General features: G+C 54.3%; 15 protein-coding genes and 3 tRNA genes. 10 read left to right on the top strand and 8 right to left on the bottom strand.

The genetic code is table 11. The annotated features are described in order from the left end of the window. From efp to GE278_19140, 3 genes are all read left to right on the top strand, one after another. A complete protein-coding gene (efp, locus tag GE278_19150; protein ID QLK62742.1) occupies positions 1-567 on the top strand; it encodes an elongation factor P in 567 nt (188 codons plus the stop codon). Between the two features lie 95 nt (positions 568-662). After that, positions 663-791, top strand: a complete 129-nt coding sequence (locus tag GE278_19145; GenBank protein ID QLK62741.1) for an entericidin A/B family lipoprotein — start codon at positions 663-665, stop codon at positions 789-791. A gap of 133 nt (positions 792-924) precedes the next feature. Next, positions 925-1,059, top strand: a complete 135-nt coding sequence (locus tag GE278_19140) for an entericidin A/B family lipoprotein (GenBank protein ID QLK62740.1) — start codon at positions 925-927, stop codon at positions 1,057-1,059. Positions 1,060-1,147: 88 nt separating this feature from the next. On the opposite strand, the gene blc is transcribed toward GE278_19140, so the two are convergent. From blc to frdA, 5 genes are all read right to left on the bottom strand, one after another. Next, positions 1,148-1,672, bottom strand: a complete 525-nt coding sequence (gene blc / locus GE278_19135; GenBank protein ID QLK62739.1) for an outer membrane lipoprotein Blc — start codon at positions 1,670-1,672, stop codon at positions 1,148-1,150. A 120-nt stretch (positions 1,673-1,792) separates the two neighbouring features. Continuing rightward, positions 1,793-2,152: a fumarate reductase subunit FrdD gene (frdD, locus tag GE278_19130; protein ID QLK62738.1), complete on the bottom strand. Its 360-nt coding sequence runs from the start codon at positions 2,150-2,152 to the stop codon at positions 1,793-1,795. 9 nt (positions 2,153-2,161) lie between these two features. Continuing rightward, positions 2,162-2,578: a fumarate reductase subunit FrdC gene (frdC, locus tag GE278_19125; protein ID QLK62737.1), complete on the bottom strand. Its 417-nt coding sequence runs from the start codon at positions 2,576-2,578 to the stop codon at positions 2,162-2,164. Between the two features lie 11 nt (positions 2,579-2,589). Further along, positions 2,590-3,324 (bottom strand): succinate dehydrogenase/fumarate reductase iron-sulfur subunit, encoded by a 735-nt coding sequence (locus tag GE278_19120; GenBank protein ID QLK62736.1) that lies wholly within the window; start codon positions 3,322-3,324, stop codon positions 2,590-2,592. After that, the gene (gene frdA, locus GE278_19115) at positions 3,317-5,116 is read right to left on the bottom strand and encodes a fumarate reductase (quinol) flavoprotein subunit (protein ID QLK62735.1); all 1,800 of its coding nucleotides are present in this window, start codon (positions 5,114-5,116) and stop codon (positions 3,317-3,319) included. Before frdA ends, GE278_19120 begins: the two co-directional genes overlap by 8 nt. A 281-nt stretch (positions 5,117-5,397) precedes the next feature. Here frdA and epmA point away from each other — a divergent pair, with 281 nt between their 5' ends. The 3 genes from epmA (at position 5,398) to GE278_19100 (ending at position 9,476) form a co-directional block, all read left to right on the top strand. Then, a complete protein-coding gene (gene epmA, locus GE278_19110; GenBank protein QLK62734.1) occupies positions 5,398-6,375 on the top strand; it encodes an elongation factor P--(R)-beta-lysine ligase in 978 nt (325 codons plus the stop codon). A gap of 284 nt (positions 6,376-6,659) precedes the next feature. Next, a complete protein-coding gene (locus GE278_19105) occupies positions 6,660-8,024 on the top strand; it encodes a xanthine permease XanP (protein ID QLK62733.1) in 1,365 nt (454 codons plus the stop codon). A gap of 93 nt (positions 8,025-8,117) precedes the next feature. Next, positions 8,118-9,476: an 8-oxoguanine deaminase gene (locus GE278_19100; protein ID QLK62732.1), complete on the top strand. Its 1,359-nt coding sequence runs from the start codon at positions 8,118-8,120 to the stop codon at positions 9,474-9,476. Positions 9,477-9,511: 35 nt separating this feature from the next. Here the strand turns inward: GE278_19100 and mscM are convergent, their stop codons facing one another. The 3 genes from mscM to rsgA form a co-directional block, all read right to left on the bottom strand. Continuing rightward, a complete protein-coding gene (gene mscM, locus GE278_19095; GenBank protein QLK62731.1) occupies positions 9,512-12,880 on the bottom strand; it encodes a miniconductance mechanosensitive channel MscM in 3,369 nt (1,122 codons plus the stop codon). 38 nt (positions 12,881-12,918) lie between these two features. Continuing rightward, entirely contained in the window at positions 12,919-13,830 is a 912-nt protein-coding gene (gene psd, locus GE278_19090; GenBank protein ID QLK63350.1) for a phosphatidylserine decarboxylase, read from the bottom strand. A 201-nt stretch (positions 13,831-14,031) separates the two neighbouring features. Beyond that, the gene (gene rsgA, locus GE278_19085; GenBank protein QLK62730.1) at positions 14,032-15,069 is read right to left on the bottom strand and encodes a small ribosomal subunit biogenesis GTPase RsgA; all 1,038 of its coding nucleotides are present in this window, start codon (positions 15,067-15,069) and stop codon (positions 14,032-14,034) included. An 89-nt stretch (positions 15,070-15,158) separates the two neighbouring features. Here rsgA and GE278_19080 point away from each other — a divergent pair, with 89 nt between their 5' ends. The 4 genes from GE278_19080 to GE278_19065 all read left to right on the top strand — a co-directional run bounded on the left by GE278_19080 (position 15,159) and on the right by GE278_19065 (position 16,259). Continuing rightward, positions 15,159-15,704: an oligoribonuclease gene (locus GE278_19080; GenBank protein ID QLK62729.1), complete on the top strand. Its 546-nt coding sequence runs from the start codon at positions 15,159-15,161 to the stop codon at positions 15,702-15,704. A gap of 204 nt (positions 15,705-15,908) precedes the next feature. Continuing rightward, positions 15,909-15,984 (top strand) — tRNA-Gly (locus GE278_19075). A 74-nt stretch (positions 15,985-16,058) separates the two neighbouring features. Further along, positions 16,059-16,134: transfer RNA gene (locus tag GE278_19070), tRNA-Gly, on the top strand. Positions 16,135-16,183: 49 nt separating this feature from the next. Next, positions 16,184-16,259 (top strand) — tRNA-Gly (locus GE278_19065). Positions 16,260-16,375: the final 116 nt, after the last annotated feature.

The following is a 16,375-nucleotide window of genomic DNA, read 5'->3' as shown; positions in this document are numbered from 1 at the left end:
ATGGCGACTTATTCTAGCAACGATTTCCGTCCGGGTCTTAAAATCATGTTCGAAAGCGAGCCTTACGCGATCGAAGACAGTGTGTTCGTAAAACCGGGCAAAGGTCAGGCTTTTGCACGTGTGAAAATGCGTCGTCTGCTGACTGGCACGCGTGTAGAAAAAACCTTCAAATCTACTGACTCCTGCGAAGGTGCTGACGTTGTAGATACCAACATGACTTACCTGTACAACGACGGTGAGTTCTACCATTTCATGCACCCGGAGACTTTCGAGCAGCACGGCGTTGAAGCAAAAACCGTGTCCGAAGCGTCCAAATGGCTGCAAGACAATGCGGAATGTATCGTGACTCTGTGGGACGGTCGTCCTATCGCTGTACAGCCACCGAACTTCATCGAAGCAGAAGTAGTAGAAACCGATCCAGGCCTGAAAGGTGATACTGCGGGTACCGGCGGCAAGCCAGCGACCCTGAGCACTGGTGCTGTGGTTAAGGTTCCATTATTCGTACAGATCGGCGAAATCGTCCGTTGTGATACCCGCTCTGGCGAATACGTTTCCCGCGTTAAATAAGTTTTCTTCACTTATTCTGCCGGATGAAAGCTGCCTCAGGTGAAAGCCTGTTGCAGCTTTCCGGGGTTAACCTGTTGAATGGGAATGTGTTTACCATGTTGAAAAAGATCATGCTTATCGTGGTTTCAGTAATGGCGCTGGCTTCCTTATCCGGCTGCAACACGGTTCACGGTTTTGGTGAAGACATCCAGCATCTGGGTGGGGCGATTTCACGCGCGGGCTGACCCCATCAGCCTTGCTGTACCTGTTTTCCAGTTTCCAATATTCTTAAAAACCTTCCTGATTTTCTGCATTCCTGAAAAATTAACTACACTTAATGCGTTGTACTTTACATTCTCCTATAGGAAGGAAATTAATATGCTGAAGAAAAGTATCCTCGCCATCTTATCTGTTCTTGTTTTGTCTTCTGCGTTAACTGCCTGCAATACCACGCGCGGCGTCGGTGAAGACGTTTCTGCCGGTGGCCAGGCCATTCAGAAAAGCGCCCAATAATCTGGCGTGAACGTCATAAATGATAAGAAGTAACCTGAAGTCTGCCTGCACATTAATGCAGGCAGTGTTATTTCTGGAGGGGAGAATACTAAGGCTGTTTAACCCAGACGAGTTTGCTGGTATCGAAACCGTACAGCTGCGCGGTTTGTAGCAACTTCTGTTTCACATCATTGTCCAGCGTAGGCGTACGTGAAAGGATCCACAGATAGCTTTTATCCGGGCCACACACCAGCGCATAGCGATAGTCTTTATCCAGCTCGATGACATTATAGCCGCCATAGAACGGGCCGAAGAAGGATACTTTGAGCGCCGCTCGCGCCGTTGATCCGGTGAAGTAACCTTTCCCTTCGCTTTCCTGCCATTTATTTTTCTTCGGATTAAATCCACGGTTAATGACTTTTACGCCGCCGTCGCCCCGCAGGCTGTAATTCGCCGTCACGCGCTCAAGCCCGCTTTCAAAGCTGTGATCGAGTCTGGCGACTTCATACCAGGTGCCGAGATAACGGTTGAGTTCGAAATTATTGATGACTTTGACGTCTTTCGGCGGGGTAACGCTGCAAGCGACGGATAACAGTGCCGTGACGATGACACCGAGTTTTGACCAGATACGCATAGTTATTCCTTCCTTAGGTAATCACCTAAGTGTAGGTAACAATGGAGAAAAAAGAAAAGAGGGCGGGGGCAAATATCAGCGACCCAAAAGCAGGTCGCTGAAAGGTAAGATCGCAGGGGATCAGAGGCGGATCAATACGATAATCGTGACAATGCTTAAGATCGTCGCCAGACCGTAGAAGACCCATTTACCGGCTGGAACGTGGATTTTCAGGTCGTGCATGGCGTGATGGATCCGGTGCAAACCGCACCACAGTGGCAGGACGATCATCAGCAGCAGGAACAGACGGCCAATCCAGCTTTGCGCGAACGCCAGTACGCGCGGGTAGCTCAGTGCATCACCGGGAAAGAACCCCAGCGGCAGCAGGAAGCACACCAGCAAAATCATCACCGGTGCGAAAATCGCGCTCCACATACCACCGGCACCAAACAGCCCCCAGAACACCGGTTCATCGGAACGTTTAGGCAGAGTATTTTTCATTTCGCCTCCTTAAAGAAACAGTGCGATGGCAAGGATCACCAACGTCGCAACCACGGTCACGCCCCAAAAACCGGCAATGATCGGCTCAGGCCCCATCTTCCTGTCTTTCACAATGATGATGGAGGCTTTGGGCGCCAGCTCGAACCAGGTTTTGGTGTGCAACAAGGCGGCGAGCAGGGCAATCAGGTTGATCAGCATGACGACGGGGTTTTGCAGAAAATGAACAAAACCTCCCCAGCTTTCCGGCCCGTGACGCAGTGAGAACAGCCCGGCCAGCAGTAACAGACTGAACCAGACGGCGGGCACCGACGTCCCTTCGCGCAGCATATAGAAACGGTAGAAAGGTAGCCGTTGCCACCAGCTGGCCTTCATTTCACGCACGTAGGGTTTGCGTTTACTGGCTGTGCGCTGATTTTGAGTGGTCATATTTTCCTCCCTCATTGCGGTCTCAGCCTCGCTATCATGAAGTCTTTTGAGCTTTCGACTTTGCCCTGCTGGATAGCAGCTGCCGGGTCGACGTGCTTCGGACAGACCTCGGAGCAATAACCGACAAAGGTGCAACTCCAGACGCCGTTTTGACCGTTAAGCTGCGGCATACGTTGCGCTTTGCCGTGGTCACGGTTGTCGAGGTTGTAACGATGCGCCAGTGTAATGGCTGCCGGGCCGATGAATTCCGGATTGAGGCCAAACTGCGGACAGGCGGCGTAGCACAGGCCGCAGTTGATACAGCCGGAGAACTGATGGTATTTCTCCATCTGAGCTGGTGTCTGATTGCCCGGCCCCTGATCGACGGTACGTGAATTACCAATGATGTAGGGTTTAATGGCTTCCAGGCTTTCGATAAAGTGCGTCATATCGACCACCAGATCGCGTTCCACCGGGAAATTGCCCAACGCTTCGATCTGCATGCCTTGCGGATACTCACGCAGGAACGTTTTGCAGGCCAGCTTCGGTACGCGGTTGATCATCATGCCGCAGGAGCCGCAAATCGCCATACGACACGACCAGCGGTAAGAAAGGTCTGGCGCCAGATGATCCTTGATATAACCGAGGGCATCGAGAACGGAGGTTGTCTCATCGTAGGGGACGTCATACACCACCGGATGCGGCGCACTGTCCGTCTCCGGGTTATAGCGCATGATTTCAACCTTCAGGCTGTGCGTTTTAGCCACGGGATTGCTCCTTATCTTTTTTATCCTGATTTTCACCTGCACTACCGTAAACACGTTTAGCCGGCGGCAGTGTGGTGATTTTCACGTCGCCATATTCCAGACGCGGTGCGGAATCAGGCTGATAAAATGCCAGCGTATGCTTAAGGAAATTGACGTCATCGCGTTCGGTGCAGCCTTCGTCCAGACGCTGATGCGCACCGCGTGATTCACGGCGATTGAATGCGGAATGCGCCATACATTCGGCGACTTCCAGACCGTGACCCAGTTCGATGGTGTAGAGCAGATCGGTGTTGAACACGCTGGAGGTATCGTTGATTTTCACACGTTTAAAGCGCTCTTTCAGCTCGGCCAGCTTGTCGATAGTTTTTTGCATCAGCTCCGTGGTGCGATAAATCCCGCAGCCTTCTTCCATCGCCAGACCCATTTCGTCGCGGATAGCGGCCCAGCTTTCATCACCTTCCTGCTGCATTAGCGCCGACAGGCGGGTTTCAATGTCCTGCACCTGAGCGTCCAGCGCAGCGGTATTGCCGAAGTCTGTCGCCTGCGCTGCGCGCAATGCAGCCTGTTCACCGGCCATGCGGCCAAAGACCACCAGCTCTGCCAGCGAGTTGGAGCCCAGACGGTTAGCACCATGCAAACCGACCGAAGAACATTCACCGACGGCAAACAGCCCTTTAATGCGGGTTTCGCACTGCCCGTCTGTTTCGATACCGCCCATCGTGTAGTGCGCGGTAGGGCGCACCGGGATCGGATCGGTGATCGGATCCACGCCGACATAGGCTTTCGCCAGTTCGCAGATAAACGGCAGACGTTCGCGTAATTTTTTCTCGCCGAGATGGCGCAGATCCAGGTAGACCACGTCGCCGCGCGGGGTTTCGACAGTGCGTCCGGCGCGCCATTCGTGCCAGAACGCCTGCGAAACCTTGTCGCGCGGGCCGAGTTCCATGTATTTATTTTTCGGTTCGCCGAGCGGCGTTTCGGGCCCCATGCCGTAGTCTTGCAGATAACGGTAGCCGTCTTTGTTCACCAGAATGCCACCTTCACCACGGCAACCTTCGGTCATCAGGATGCCGGAACCGGGCAGGCCGGTCGGGTGATATTGCACAAACTCCATATCACGCAGTGGAACGCCGTGACGGAACGCCATGCCCATCCCGTCGCCGGTCACGATACCGCCGTTGGTGTTGTAGCGATAAACACGGCCTGCACCACCGGTCGCCATCACCACAGCGTTAGCGCGGATCTGTACGCGGGTGCCTTCCATCATGTTGATGGCGACCACGCCGCGTACCTGACCGTCATCGACCAGAATATCGAGGACGAAATGCTCGTCGAATCGTTTGATTTGTGGGTATTTCAGGGAGGTCTGGAACAGCGTGTGCAGCATGTGGAAGCCGGTTTTATCGGCGGCAAACCAGGTGCGTTCGATCTTCATCCCGCCAAAACGGCGGACGTTGACCGAGCCGTCTTCTTTGCGGCTCCACGGACAGCCCCAGATTTCCAGCTGAGCCATTTCAGTCGGGCACTGATGAACGAAATGATCCACCACGTCCTGTTCACACAGCCAGTCGCCTCCGGAAACGGTATCCTGAAAGTGAAAATCAAAGCTGTCGTGATCCTGTGTCACAGCGGCTGAACCGCCTTCGGCTGCCACAGTATGGCTGCGCATTGGGTACACTTTCGAAATCAATGCGATGTTCAGGTCTGGATTGGCTTCCGCTGCGGCTATTGCTGCGCGTAAACCCGCCCCACCTGCACCTATAATTGCTATATCGGCGTTAAAGGTTTGCACTGCATTCCTCCACTATCATCATGAAATCGGGTTTGATACACCCGCGAAACACCTTCGGAATCGAAGGCTTAGTGAACCCTGATGACATACAGGCGCTGTCTCAGAGGGTAATATTCTTATTGTTTGTAAGGGAATTATTATACCTAAGTGGTAGAAGTGGTAATTTGATGTGAACGCGCATTTCGGCTTTCTCTGTGTCAGAGTTCGCAAAATGAGATATTTGTTTGCCCGTGGGGATGCAGGTAGACTGCATGACTTTTCTGAATTCGGAGTAAATCACCATGAGCGAAACAGCCAGCTGGCAACCCAGCGCTTCTGTTGCCAATCTGCTAAAGCGCGCGGCCATTCTTACTGAAATCCGGCGTTTCTTTGGCGATCGCGGCGTGCTGGAAGTTGAAACGCCAGCCATGAGCCAGGCCACGGTGACCGATATTCATCTGGTGCCCTTCGAGACCCGTTTTGTCGGACCGGGTGCCGCCGATGGCATGACGCTCTATCTGATGACCAGCCCGGAATACCACATGAAACGCCTGCTGGCAGCGGGCAGCGGCCCTATCTATCAGATGGGACGCAGCTTCCGTAATGAAGAAGCCGGAATTCACCATAATCCCGAGTTCACCATGCTGGAGTGGTACCGTCCGCGTTATGACATGTACCGCCTGATGAATGAAGTGGATGATTTACTGCAACAGGTACTTGATTGCGCCAGCGCTGAAACGCTCTCTTATCAGCAGGCCTTCACTCGTCATCTGAATATCGATCCGCTCTCTGCCGATAAAGCCGAGCTGCGCGAAGCGGCGGCGAAACTGGATCTGTCCAATATTGCCGACACCGAAGAAGACCGCGACACGCTGCTGCAGCTGTTGTTCACCATGGGCGTTGAGCCGCACATCGGCCGCGATAAACCGGCGTTCGTGTATCACTTCCCGGCATCGCAGGCGTCTCTGGCGGAAATCAGCACCGAAGATCATCGCGTGGCTGAACGTTTCGAGGTGTATTACAAAGGCATTGAGCTGGCGAACGGTTTCCGCGAGCTGACAGACAGCCGTGAGCAGCGTCAACGTTTCGAGCAGGACAACCGCAAACGTGCGGCGCGCGGTCTGCCGCAGCATCCGATTGATAACAATCTGCTGGCGGCGCTGGAACATGGCATGCCGGAATGTTCAGGTGTGGCGCTGGGCGTTGACCGTCTGATCATGATTGCGCTGAACGCCACCAGCCTGAGCGATGTGCTGGCTTTCCCGGTTACGCGTGCCTGATATTCATCACTCCGTCCGTAAACCCCGGTCACCGATCGGGGTTTGTTTTTGAATGTCCCTTCTTTTTTCGCTTCCTGCCCTTCTATTGTGCAAAAACACTAAAACAGCGCATTCCATGAAACAAAAGTACCCAAATGGCGCAGCGCTGATTTTAAAGTTTCAATGGGCGTAGTTTTCAGCAATCCGCTTAAATCGGGCGTTTCGCTTTGTTTAAGGCAAATTATTTCGCCGCTGGCCTGCTTTATGCATAACAGGAATATCTCTCATTTTCCCGGATAACTGTTATGTCAGAAGCCAACGAAAAAGAACTGCTTTATGGACTGGAAGAGCGCATTGCGCCGGTACCGGCTTTTTTCACCGCTGTGCAGCACGTGCTGGCCAGCGTGATCGGGATCATCACGCCGCCGCTGATTATCGGTTCGGTGCTGGGGCTGAATGCCTATCTGCCGTATCTCATCAGCATGTCACTGCTGGCGTCTGGCATCGGGACATTTATTCAGGCGCGCCGGTTTATGTCGGTAGGTGCGGGAATGATTTGCCTGCAGGGCACCAGTTTTGCATTTCTGGGTGTGATCCTCTCCGGCGGGATGCTGGTGAAAAGCCGTGGCGGTTCGCCTGAAGACATCATGGCGATGATTTTTGGCGTGAACTTTGTCGCCGCGTTTATCCCGCTGCTGGTCAGTCGCTTTATCGGCCAGATGCGCCGGGTATTCACGCCGTTAGTGAGCGGAACGGTGATTGCGCTGATTGGCATCAGCCTGATTAAAGTCAGTATCACCGACTGGGCGGGGGGACACGGTGCGGCGAATTTTGGTGCGCCGGCCAATCTCGGACTGGGAGCGCTGACGCTGTTGGTGATCGTCGCCTGTAACCGGATTAATGTGCGTTGGGTTCGTCTGGCTTCGATCGTATTGGGGATTATTACCGGCTGCGTCGCCGCCGCTCTGAGCGGACATCTGCCGGTGAAACCGGTGCAGGGCGACTGGTTTGCGCTGCCGCAACTGTTCCGCTTCGGCTTCAAATTTGACTGGATTATCTTCGTACCTATCGCGCTGGTTTCTTTCATCAGCATTCTGGAGGCCGTGGGCGATCTCACCGCAAACTGCATGCTCTCACAGCAACCCATTGAAGGTGAGAGTTTTCGCAAACGGTTGAAGGGCGGAATTCTTGCAGACGGCATCAGCTGTATGGTCGCGGCGATGTTCTCCTCCTTCCCGAATACCACCTTCGCGCAAAACAACGGCGTGATCCAGATGACCGGCGTCGCCAGCCGCTTTGTCGGCATGTATATCGGTGGTGTGCTCATTGTGCTCGGACTGTTCCCGTTTATCGGCGGCGTATTACAGCAAATCCCCGCGCCGGTGCTGGGGGGAGCGACGCTGGTGATGTTCGGCAGCGTGGTGGCGGCAGGTATTCGTATCATGACGCAGTCGCCTGTCGGTCGCCGCGAAATGCTGATCATCGCCATCTCCTTCGGTATCGGGTTGGGCATCGAAGCAGTGCCAGAAGCGCTCAGCCAGTTCCCGCAAATCGTCGGGAATATCTTCGGCCATGCGGTCACCAGTGGCGGTGTGGTCGCCATTCTGCTGAATTTGCTGATGCCCGCAGAGCGCGTCAGCGTCGTGGCAGAGGAAGTTAAGGTTCACTGATTTTTCGCGCTTGCGCCCCTGGATCAGCAGACAGGGCATAACTGAGCTGACTCACTTTTTGAATATTATTTCTATCTAAAAAGGATGTCAGTTATGCCTATACAACGTATGTGGCTCCAGAATCCGCTGGCCGTTTTCACCGCAAATGAACTGGATGCCCGCGGTGGCATCGTCATCGAAGGCACGAAGATTGCCGAAGTACTGGCCGTCGGCCAAAGCCCTTCACAGCCAGTTGATCAGGTATTTGATGCTACCGACTGTGTACTGATGCCGGGCCTTATCAACACCCATCACCATTTCTATCAGACGCTGACCAGGGCCTGGGCGCCGGTGGTTAACGTGCCGTTGTTTCCATGGCTAAAAAAGTTGTATCCGGTCTGGGCGCGTTTGCAGCCGGAAGCACTCGGGCTTGCCAGCCGCGTGGCGATGGCCGAATTATTGCTGTCCGGTTGCACCACCACCACGGATCACCACTACCTGTTTCCGCAGGGAATGGAAGAGGCTATCGATGTGCAGGTCGACGTGGTGCGGGAGTTGGGCATGCGCGCTTTACTGACGCGCGGTTCGATGAGCCTTGGCGAAGAGCAGGGTGGTCTGCCACCGAAACAGACGGTGCAGTCCGGCGAAACCATTCTGCGCGACAGTCAGCGGCTGATTGATTGTTATCATCAGCGCGGCGAAGGCGCGTGGATACAAATTGCTCTGGCGCCCTGTTCGCCGTTCTCCGTCACCACCGAAATAATGCGTGAAAGCGCGATGATGGCCCAGCGGGAAGATGTCCGGCTGCATACCCATCTGGCCGAAACGCTGGACGAAGAGGCGTTCTGCCTGAAAATGTTCGGGCTGCGCACGGTGGATTATCTCGACAGCGTCGGCTGGCTGAGTGACCGCACGTGGCTGGCGCACGGCATCCACTTCAATGCCGATGAAATTCAGCGCCTGGGTTCTGCAGGCACCGGTATTTGTCATTGTCCGGTGTCGAATATGCGGCTGGCATCCGGCATGTGTCCTACGCGCGATCTGGAAGTTGCGGGCGTTCCCATCGGCTTAGGCGTGGACGGTTCCGCCTCCAACGATGCGTCGAATTTGATGTACGAAGCGCGGCAGGCGCTGTATTTGCAACGTCTGCGCTACGGTGCGGAGTATGTCACGCCGGAACGGGTTTTAGGCTGGGCAACTCGCGGTTCAGCGAAGCTGATTGGACGTGATGATATCGGGCAAATCGCGGTGGGGAAGCAGGCGGATCTGGCGTTATTCCGGCTGGACGAGCTGCGTTTTAGCGGCAGCCATGATCCGATCTCCGCGCTGCTGCTGTGCGGGGCTGAAAGGGCGGACAGAGTCATGGTCGGCGGTAAGTGGCGGGTGATTGACGGACAAATCGTGGATATGGATATCAAATCGCTGATTTCTCAGCACCGTAAAGCGGCGGCGGCGCTCATTGCCGATCTGTAACGTTCAGGGGCAGAAAATCTGCCCCTGAATATCTGTTATAAATCGCCCGGAGAACGCGAACTGTTACTGCTACGGCCACTGCCACTGCTGCTGGTAAAGGTCGCGTTATTGCCATTTTGTGCGCGATGCAAGGTTTCCATCCGCACCTGGAACGGCGGGAATGGCAGGGTGATGCCGTGTTCGCGGAATCCGGCCAGAATCAGCTGATGGATCTCGTGGCGAAGCGGCATGCGGTGTGCCATTTCAGCGGCGTGCATACGCAGTTCGAAAATCTGAATACCCTGCTGTAAATCCACCAGATAGGCTTCAGGTGCTGGTGTGTCCAGTACCAGTGAACAGCGGTGCGCGGCATTGAGCAGGATTTCAGTCACTTCTTCGCTGTTGGCTTCCGACGGTGCGGGCACTGTCAGTACTACACGGGTCACAGAGTCGGAAAGCGACCAGTTGATAAATTGCTCGGTGATAAAGGCCTTATTCGGCACGATGATCTCTTTGCGGTCCCAGTCGGCGATCGTGGTGGCACGGGTGTTGATCTTGGTGATGCTGCCGGTGAGATTGCGGATCGTTACGGTATCGCCGATACGGATCGGTTTTTCGAACAAAATGATCAGGCCGGAAATAAAATTAGCGAAGATCTCCTGCAAACCAAAGCCGAGCCCGACACCCAGCGCTGCCACTAACCATTGCAGCTTCGCCCATTCGATCCCAATCAGTGAGAAGCCCACCAGGCCGCCAATCAGCAACAGTACGTATTTGGTGATGGTCAGCACCGCATAACCGGTGCCCGGCGTCAGATCAAGATGTTGCAGCAGCGCCAGTTCAAGCAGAGCGGGTAAATTGCGCACCAGCTGCGTGGTGATGATCAGCACCAGAATAGCGATCAGCACCGATCCCAGCGTGATCGGCTGCATGCTTTCGACGCCCTGAACGGTGGATGATACTTGCCAGAGATGAATATTTTCCAGGAACGAAAACGCTGAATGGATCTCAGACCACAGGAAGATCACCGAGATCAGCGCGATCAGCGTCAGCAACGATCGTACCAGCCGCAGCGACTGCGCGGAAATTGCATCCAGATCGACCACCGGTTCTTCAATTTCCACCGTGCCTTCGTTGCTGGTATTGGCATGATGACCTTCGTCTTCGCCGCGTGCCCGTTGGTTAAGCATTTCCGCGCGGCGCTGTTTGGCGCGTTCAAAGGCGATGCGGCGTCGCTGGATAAGCATCCAGCGACGGATAATGTGATAAATCACCAACAGTACAAACCAGATGGCGACTGAGGTTTCCAGACGTGCCAGTAACGCCTGCGATGTGGCGAGGAAGCCCATCAGGGAAGCAAGCGCGGCGACAATCGGTGCGCCGAGCAGCATCCACCACAGTGCATTGTTGAGCATGTTCTCGCTGTTACCTTTCTTATCGAGGTACAGCGGAATGCCCGCGCGTTTCAGACTGTGCGTCACAAGCGCCACGACCAGACACAAAATCACAAAGCACAGGCGTCCAAGGGTGTTGGAGAATTCGCGATCATTGAGATTATCAAAGGTAATCAGCGCCATAATCAGCGGCACAATTACCCAGATGGAGAGCGCGTAATAGCGCAGTGCGCGGGACACGGCGCGCTGCGGCCAGCCGAAGTGGGTGACAAACAACCCTTGCGGATGCGCCAGTGCAGCGCTGACCATAAATGCCCACAGGATTGGCAGCGTAGCAGTCACACCGTCGCCAATCGCAACGGCAATCGGATACGGCCATGCGCTTTGCAGCCCGAAGCCTAGTGCCGCCCAAAGCACTGGCAGCGGCATCGCCACCAGAATCGACCAGAACACGGTGCGCATCGTCAGCGAGAAATGATCTTGCGTAACTTTGCCGACCTTACTGCTGGCGCGCGCTAAAAATGCATAGTAGTGCTTGCGGGAACTGATACTAATAATCACCAGGATCAGCGCGCCAAACAGCGGCAACAGCGTTTCTTTACTGGTGATCATCATCATTCCCGCGCCGCCCAGCTGGCTCAGGGAATCCAGCGACACCAGACGTTTCAGGTCATGCGCCAGCATCATCGGATAAGAAAGGCTGACAGGGCTGACGTCAGCGACCCAGAACAGATAACGGTGTGCGGCTTCGTGAACATCATTCAGCGCTTCCACCAGCTGGCTGTTGGCCACTTTCAGCTTGGTCAGTTCGAGAATTTGCGTGTCACAGCCGGAGAGCAGCGAATTAAGCAAATCACGCTGCGTGCGCAGCTGTGCGTCGAGAATTTTTTGCTGCGCGGCGGTCAGCGGTTTGCCATCGTCCTGACGGCCCTGCCGGTAAACTGCCTGCTTATCGAGTAAATCTTCATAATGCAGACGCTGAACGCGCAACTGACCCATATCGCGATCAAGCTGCTGCGGTTTCGGCATATCCGGCAGGCGTGAAACCTGCGCCCGCAGCGTTTCACCCAGCAGATTGGACGCACCGAGCCATTGCGCCTGTTCACGAATGGTATTGATCGCCTGCCGGACCTGCTGCGTTTGCGCGGCCGCCTGACGTTGCTGAGAGGAAATCAGATCCATCCGCTGCGCTTGCTGATTCAGCGCCAGTGAAAGTTCGCGGTTGGATTGCAATTGCTGGCTGATGGAGTGGGGCAGTTCGCCGCTCTGTTCCGCCAGCAACTCGGTTTTTTCCAGCGCCTGTTCCGCTTCTCGCTGACGCTGATTGTTGAGCGTATTGCGCAAGGCCTGTAGCTGTTGATCCAGATAATCCGCACGCTTTTTGTAGAGATCGGCGCGCATCCGCGACAATTCCTGCCGGTTATTCGACGAGAGCTGAGCCAGTTCAAGCTCATCGACTTTTGCTTTACGCGCCGCAGATTCCGCCTGCAAAGCGCTAAGCTGAGCCTGTGCCAGAATAGAGGACGAAGCAGCTGCCGTGGCTGCCTGAATGCGCTGATCGATATCGCCAAGCGCATTGCGTGCTTCAGATTGTTGCTGTGGGATCTGGCTAAGGGAGTCGCTGATATCGCGTGAGCGATCCTGCTCCTGACGCAGCTGGCGGGTTTCTTCCAACTGCTGACTGCTGATTTGCAAAATTTGCTGATCGAGCTCTGCACTCGATAAATCGGTGCTTACCGCAGGCGGCTTTTCGGGCTGATTTTGCAGTTCCTGACGCAGTGACTGCGTCAGTTTCGGGAAGTCATCGATGACCTTTTGATATTCCGCAGTGCGCCCGGCAGATACTTTGGCCTCGTTCAGCCAGTTGAGTGCACTTTGCAATGCCTCAACGACCTGCGCCTGATTGGCCATTTCTTTGTTGGCTTCCGCCTGTTTCAGTTCCTGTTTGAGCTGATCTTCGGTCGGCGCAGCGCCTGCCATGAGCGGCAGAGACAACAGTAGACTCATCAGCAAGGCGGGGATCAGGCGCACTCGTCACTTCCTTTTTTCAGTTCTTTATGACTGTCAGTTCAGACGAAATCAGACGTCTTTGGTTCTTGTGGTGCAGCAGCTGGCGCACGAAGGGCTTCGGCGAAAGGTTCGCCCATGCGGGTAACCGTACCGTTGTTGAGCTGTGGCATAAAGCGTACCTGACCGGCAGCAAACAGGTTAATCACCGTTGAACCAAGTTTAAAGCGACCCATCTCCTGGCCTTTTTCCAGCGCGATAGCGCCTTCTTCACCGGCGGCTGGGTATGTCCAGCGTTTAATGATGCCTTCACGCGGCGGCGTAACGCAGCCAGCCCACACGGTTTCGATGCTGCCGACAATCGTCGCACCAACCAGAATCTGCACCATAGGGCCGAATTCAGTATCAAATACGCTGATGACGCGCTCATTACGGGCGAACAGGTTCGGCACGTTGGCGGCGGTCAGCGGGTTCACCGAGAACAAATCGCCCGGCACATAAATCATTTCACGCAGTACGCCGTCACACGGCATATGCACGCGGTGGTAATCGCGCGGTGCCAGATAAATGGTGGCGAACTGGCCGTCTTTGAACTGCTCCGCAAGCTGATAATTCCCCGCCAGCAGCGCTTCAAGGCTGTAGAAGTGGCCTTTTGCCTGGAAAAGTTTGCCGTCGGTAATGGCCCCTAACTGGCTGACTGCGCCATCGGCGGGCAGGCAAAGCATGTCCAGACCGCTGACCACAGGACGCGCGCCGTCGCGCAGCGGGCGAACGAAGAATTCATTGAACGTGGCGTAAGACTTGATATCCGGGTTTTGTGCTTCTTTCATGTCGACGCTGTAAAAGCGTGCAAAGGCTTTGATCACCCAATGCGTCAGCGTGGCAGCACGTTTTTCCGCGCCCCAGCCTGCCAGACGGGTCAGGCCTTGTTTAGGAAGTAAGTATTGAAGTTTGATTTTGATACTGTCCAGCACGGGGAAAACCTCTTGGATGGTATGAATAACCGGCATGACCGGCCATTTTTGCAGGAGACCGCCACTCATGTGGACGGTCACACATCGTGTTATTGCGAGAAGCGTTTTTACTGGCGCTGATTGTAACGGTGAGAAATCAACGGTTCAACGTCCGTTAACCTCCCCCGTTTATCATTAACCTGTTAACTCAATAAGTTAACATCAAAGTGCGTCGAAGTTTTTACGCGTTTTTACGTCTTCCATACTTTCCAGAATACGATGGTAGTTGTCGAAACGCTCTTCGGCGATGTCGCCACGGTCTACGGCATCACGGATAGCACAACCCGGATCGCTGCCATGTTTGCAGTCGCGGAATTTGCAGTACCCGAGGAAAGGACGGAATTCGACAAAGCCCTGCGTAATTTGCTCTGGCGCGAGATGCCACAGACCAAATTCACGGACTCCTGGTGAGTCGATGACGTCGCCGCCGCGCTGGAAGTGGTAAAGACGCGCTGCGGTAGTCGTGTGCTGACCCAAACCGGAGTTGTCGGAGACTTCATTGACCACGATCTGTTTTTCTTCCGGCGGCAGCAGGGCGTTCAGCAGGCTGGATTTGCCCACGCCTGATTGTCCGGCGAAAATACTGATGCGATCCGTCAAGGCGGTTTCAAATGCCGGCATGCCTTCGCCAGTCTGGCTGGAGACTTCCAGCACGCGATAATTGATGCGGCGGTAGATAGCCATCATACCATCGACGAATTTACGGCCTTCGTCGTCGAGTAGGTCAATCTTGTTGAGCACAATTAGTGGCTCAACTTCAACGGTTTCGCAAGCCACCAGATAGCGGTCGATAATGTTCAGCGACAGCTCTGGCAAGATTGCGGAGACAATGACGATCTGGTCAATGTTGGCGGCGATAGGTTTTACGCCGTCATAGAAATCAGGGCGTGTCAGGACGGAGGTGCGCTCGTGTACCGCTTCAACGATACCTTTTACGCTGGCGTTCTCGCCGGCGCGCCATACAACGCGGTCACCGGTGACCAGAGAACGGATGGTACGGCGGATATTGCAACGGTGCTGGCTGCCGTCGGCTGCTTCAACGTCCGCATGCATTCCAAAACGGCTGATGACGATGCCGTCCTGCGGTTCGCCATGCAGAGAATCGTCCAGCTCTTTCCGCTTGTCGGTCTGTGTCAGACGACGCTGATGGTTAGTCTGAACGCGACGTTGTTGCCCTTTAGACAGTTTTGACTTAGTCACTGCGCCTCACTTGACTGGCTTTAATCGCTCGGTGCGACCAAAACGTCTATGATACCAGCTATATCTCTTTCTTTGTAATAGGACACATCATGGCTGCAAATGACTCGAATTTGATTTGGATTGACCTGGAAATGACCGGTCTTGATCCTGAACGTGACCGCATCATTGAAATCGCCACGCTGGTGACCGACGCGCACCTGAATATTCTCGCCGAAGGCCCGGTCATGGCCGTGCATCAGTCCGACGCACAGTTGGCACTGATGGATGACTGGAACGTGCGCACCCATACCGGCAGCGGTCTGGTTGAGCGCGTAAAAGCCAGCCCGTTTGACGACAATGCTGCGCAGCAAAAAACCATCGAGTTCCTGCGCGAGTGGGTGCCTGAAGGCAAATCGCCAATCTGTGGTAACAGCGTCGGGCAGGATCGCCGCTTCCTGTTTAAGTACATGCCGGAGCTGGAAACCTATTTCCACTATCGTTATCTGGATGTCAGCACGTTGAAAGAGCTGGCGCGTCGCTGGAAACCAGAAGTGCTCAGCGGCTTTAAGAAACAGAATACTCATCAGGCGCTGGACGATATCCGCGAATCCGTGGCTGAACTTGCCTATTACCGTGAGCATTTCATCCAGTTGTGATGAAACACTAAAATACCCGAAATCTTTTTAGAAACGCTGCGGGACACAAAAGCACCGTGTTTCGCCGCTTAAATCACCGCTTTGATGGTTTAATCGGCACTTGAACGAAAATATCATTTTTTTGCTTTCAGGGGGTTGCGGCTAAAAGGATTTCTCGTATAATGCGCACCCCGTACCGATGAAGAATTTCGTTGAGTGCGCAGAGCGGGAATAGCTCAGTTGGTAGAGCACGACCTTGCCAAGGTCGGGGTCGCGAGTTCGAGTCTCGTTTCCCGCTCCAATTTTTTAAAGGTTTTAGATTCAACGTTTTATCAGTATGATTTGATACGTAAAACAAAAGCAGTGCCATGCGACGCGGGAATAGCTCAGTTGGTAGAGCACGACCTTGCCAAGGTCGGGGTCGCGAGTTCGAGTCTCGTTTCCCGCTCCAAAAATTTCAAATGCTGTAAGTTTACAGCAGATGCACCAAGCATCTCTAAGCGGGAATAGCTCAGTTGGTAGAGCACGACCTTGCCAAGGTCGGGGTCGCGAGTTCGAGTCTCGTTTCCCGCTCCAATTTTCTTCTTCAATACAAAATCATTTCTTATCACTAAACTCATGCATAGTTTGTGCGTGATGAATCCGATCTATACACGATTTGTAGTAATGTTTTAAACAGACTTATCCACAGG

The organism is Enterobacteriaceae bacterium Kacie_13 (assembly GCA_013457415.1).
Taxonomy (GTDB): domain Bacteria; phylum Pseudomonadota; class Gammaproteobacteria; order Enterobacterales; family Enterobacteriaceae; genus Rahnella.
This window is presented reverse-complemented; position numbering and strand designations above follow the sequence as displayed.

Excerpts from the sequence above, each read along its gene's own strand:
- frdD (QLK62738.1), bottom strand. The coding sequence starts at position 2,152 with ATGAAAAATACTCTGCCTAAACGTTCCGATGAACCGGTGTTCTGGGGG.
- efp (QLK62742.1), top strand. The coding sequence starts at position 1 with ATGGCGACTTATTCTAGCAACGATTTCCGTCCGGGTCTTAAAATCATG.
- GE278_19105 (QLK62733.1), top strand. The coding sequence starts at position 6,660 with ATGTCAGAAGCCAACGAAAAAGAACTGCTTTATGGACTGGAAGAGCGC.
- GE278_19140 (QLK62740.1), top strand. The coding sequence starts at position 925 with ATGCTGAAGAAAAGTATCCTCGCCATCTTATCTGTTCTTGTTTTGTCT.
- GE278_19100 (QLK62732.1), top strand. The coding sequence starts at position 8,118 with ATGCCTATACAACGTATGTGGCTCCAGAATCCGCTGGCCGTTTTCACC.
- GE278_19145 (QLK62741.1), top strand. The coding sequence starts at position 663 with ATGTTGAAAAAGATCATGCTTATCGTGGTTTCAGTAATGGCGCTGGCT.
- GE278_19080 (QLK62729.1), top strand. The coding sequence starts at position 15,159 with ATGGCTGCAAATGACTCGAATTTGATTTGGATTGACCTGGAAATGACC.
- frdC (QLK62737.1), bottom strand. The coding sequence starts at position 2,578 with ATGACCACTCAAAATCAGCGCACAGCCAGTAAACGCAAACCCTACGTG.
- epmA (QLK62734.1), top strand. The coding sequence starts at position 5,398 with ATGAGCGAAACAGCCAGCTGGCAACCCAGCGCTTCTGTTGCCAATCTG.
- blc (QLK62739.1), bottom strand. The coding sequence starts at position 1,672 with ATGCGTATCTGGTCAAAACTCGGTGTCATCGTCACGGCACTGTTATCC.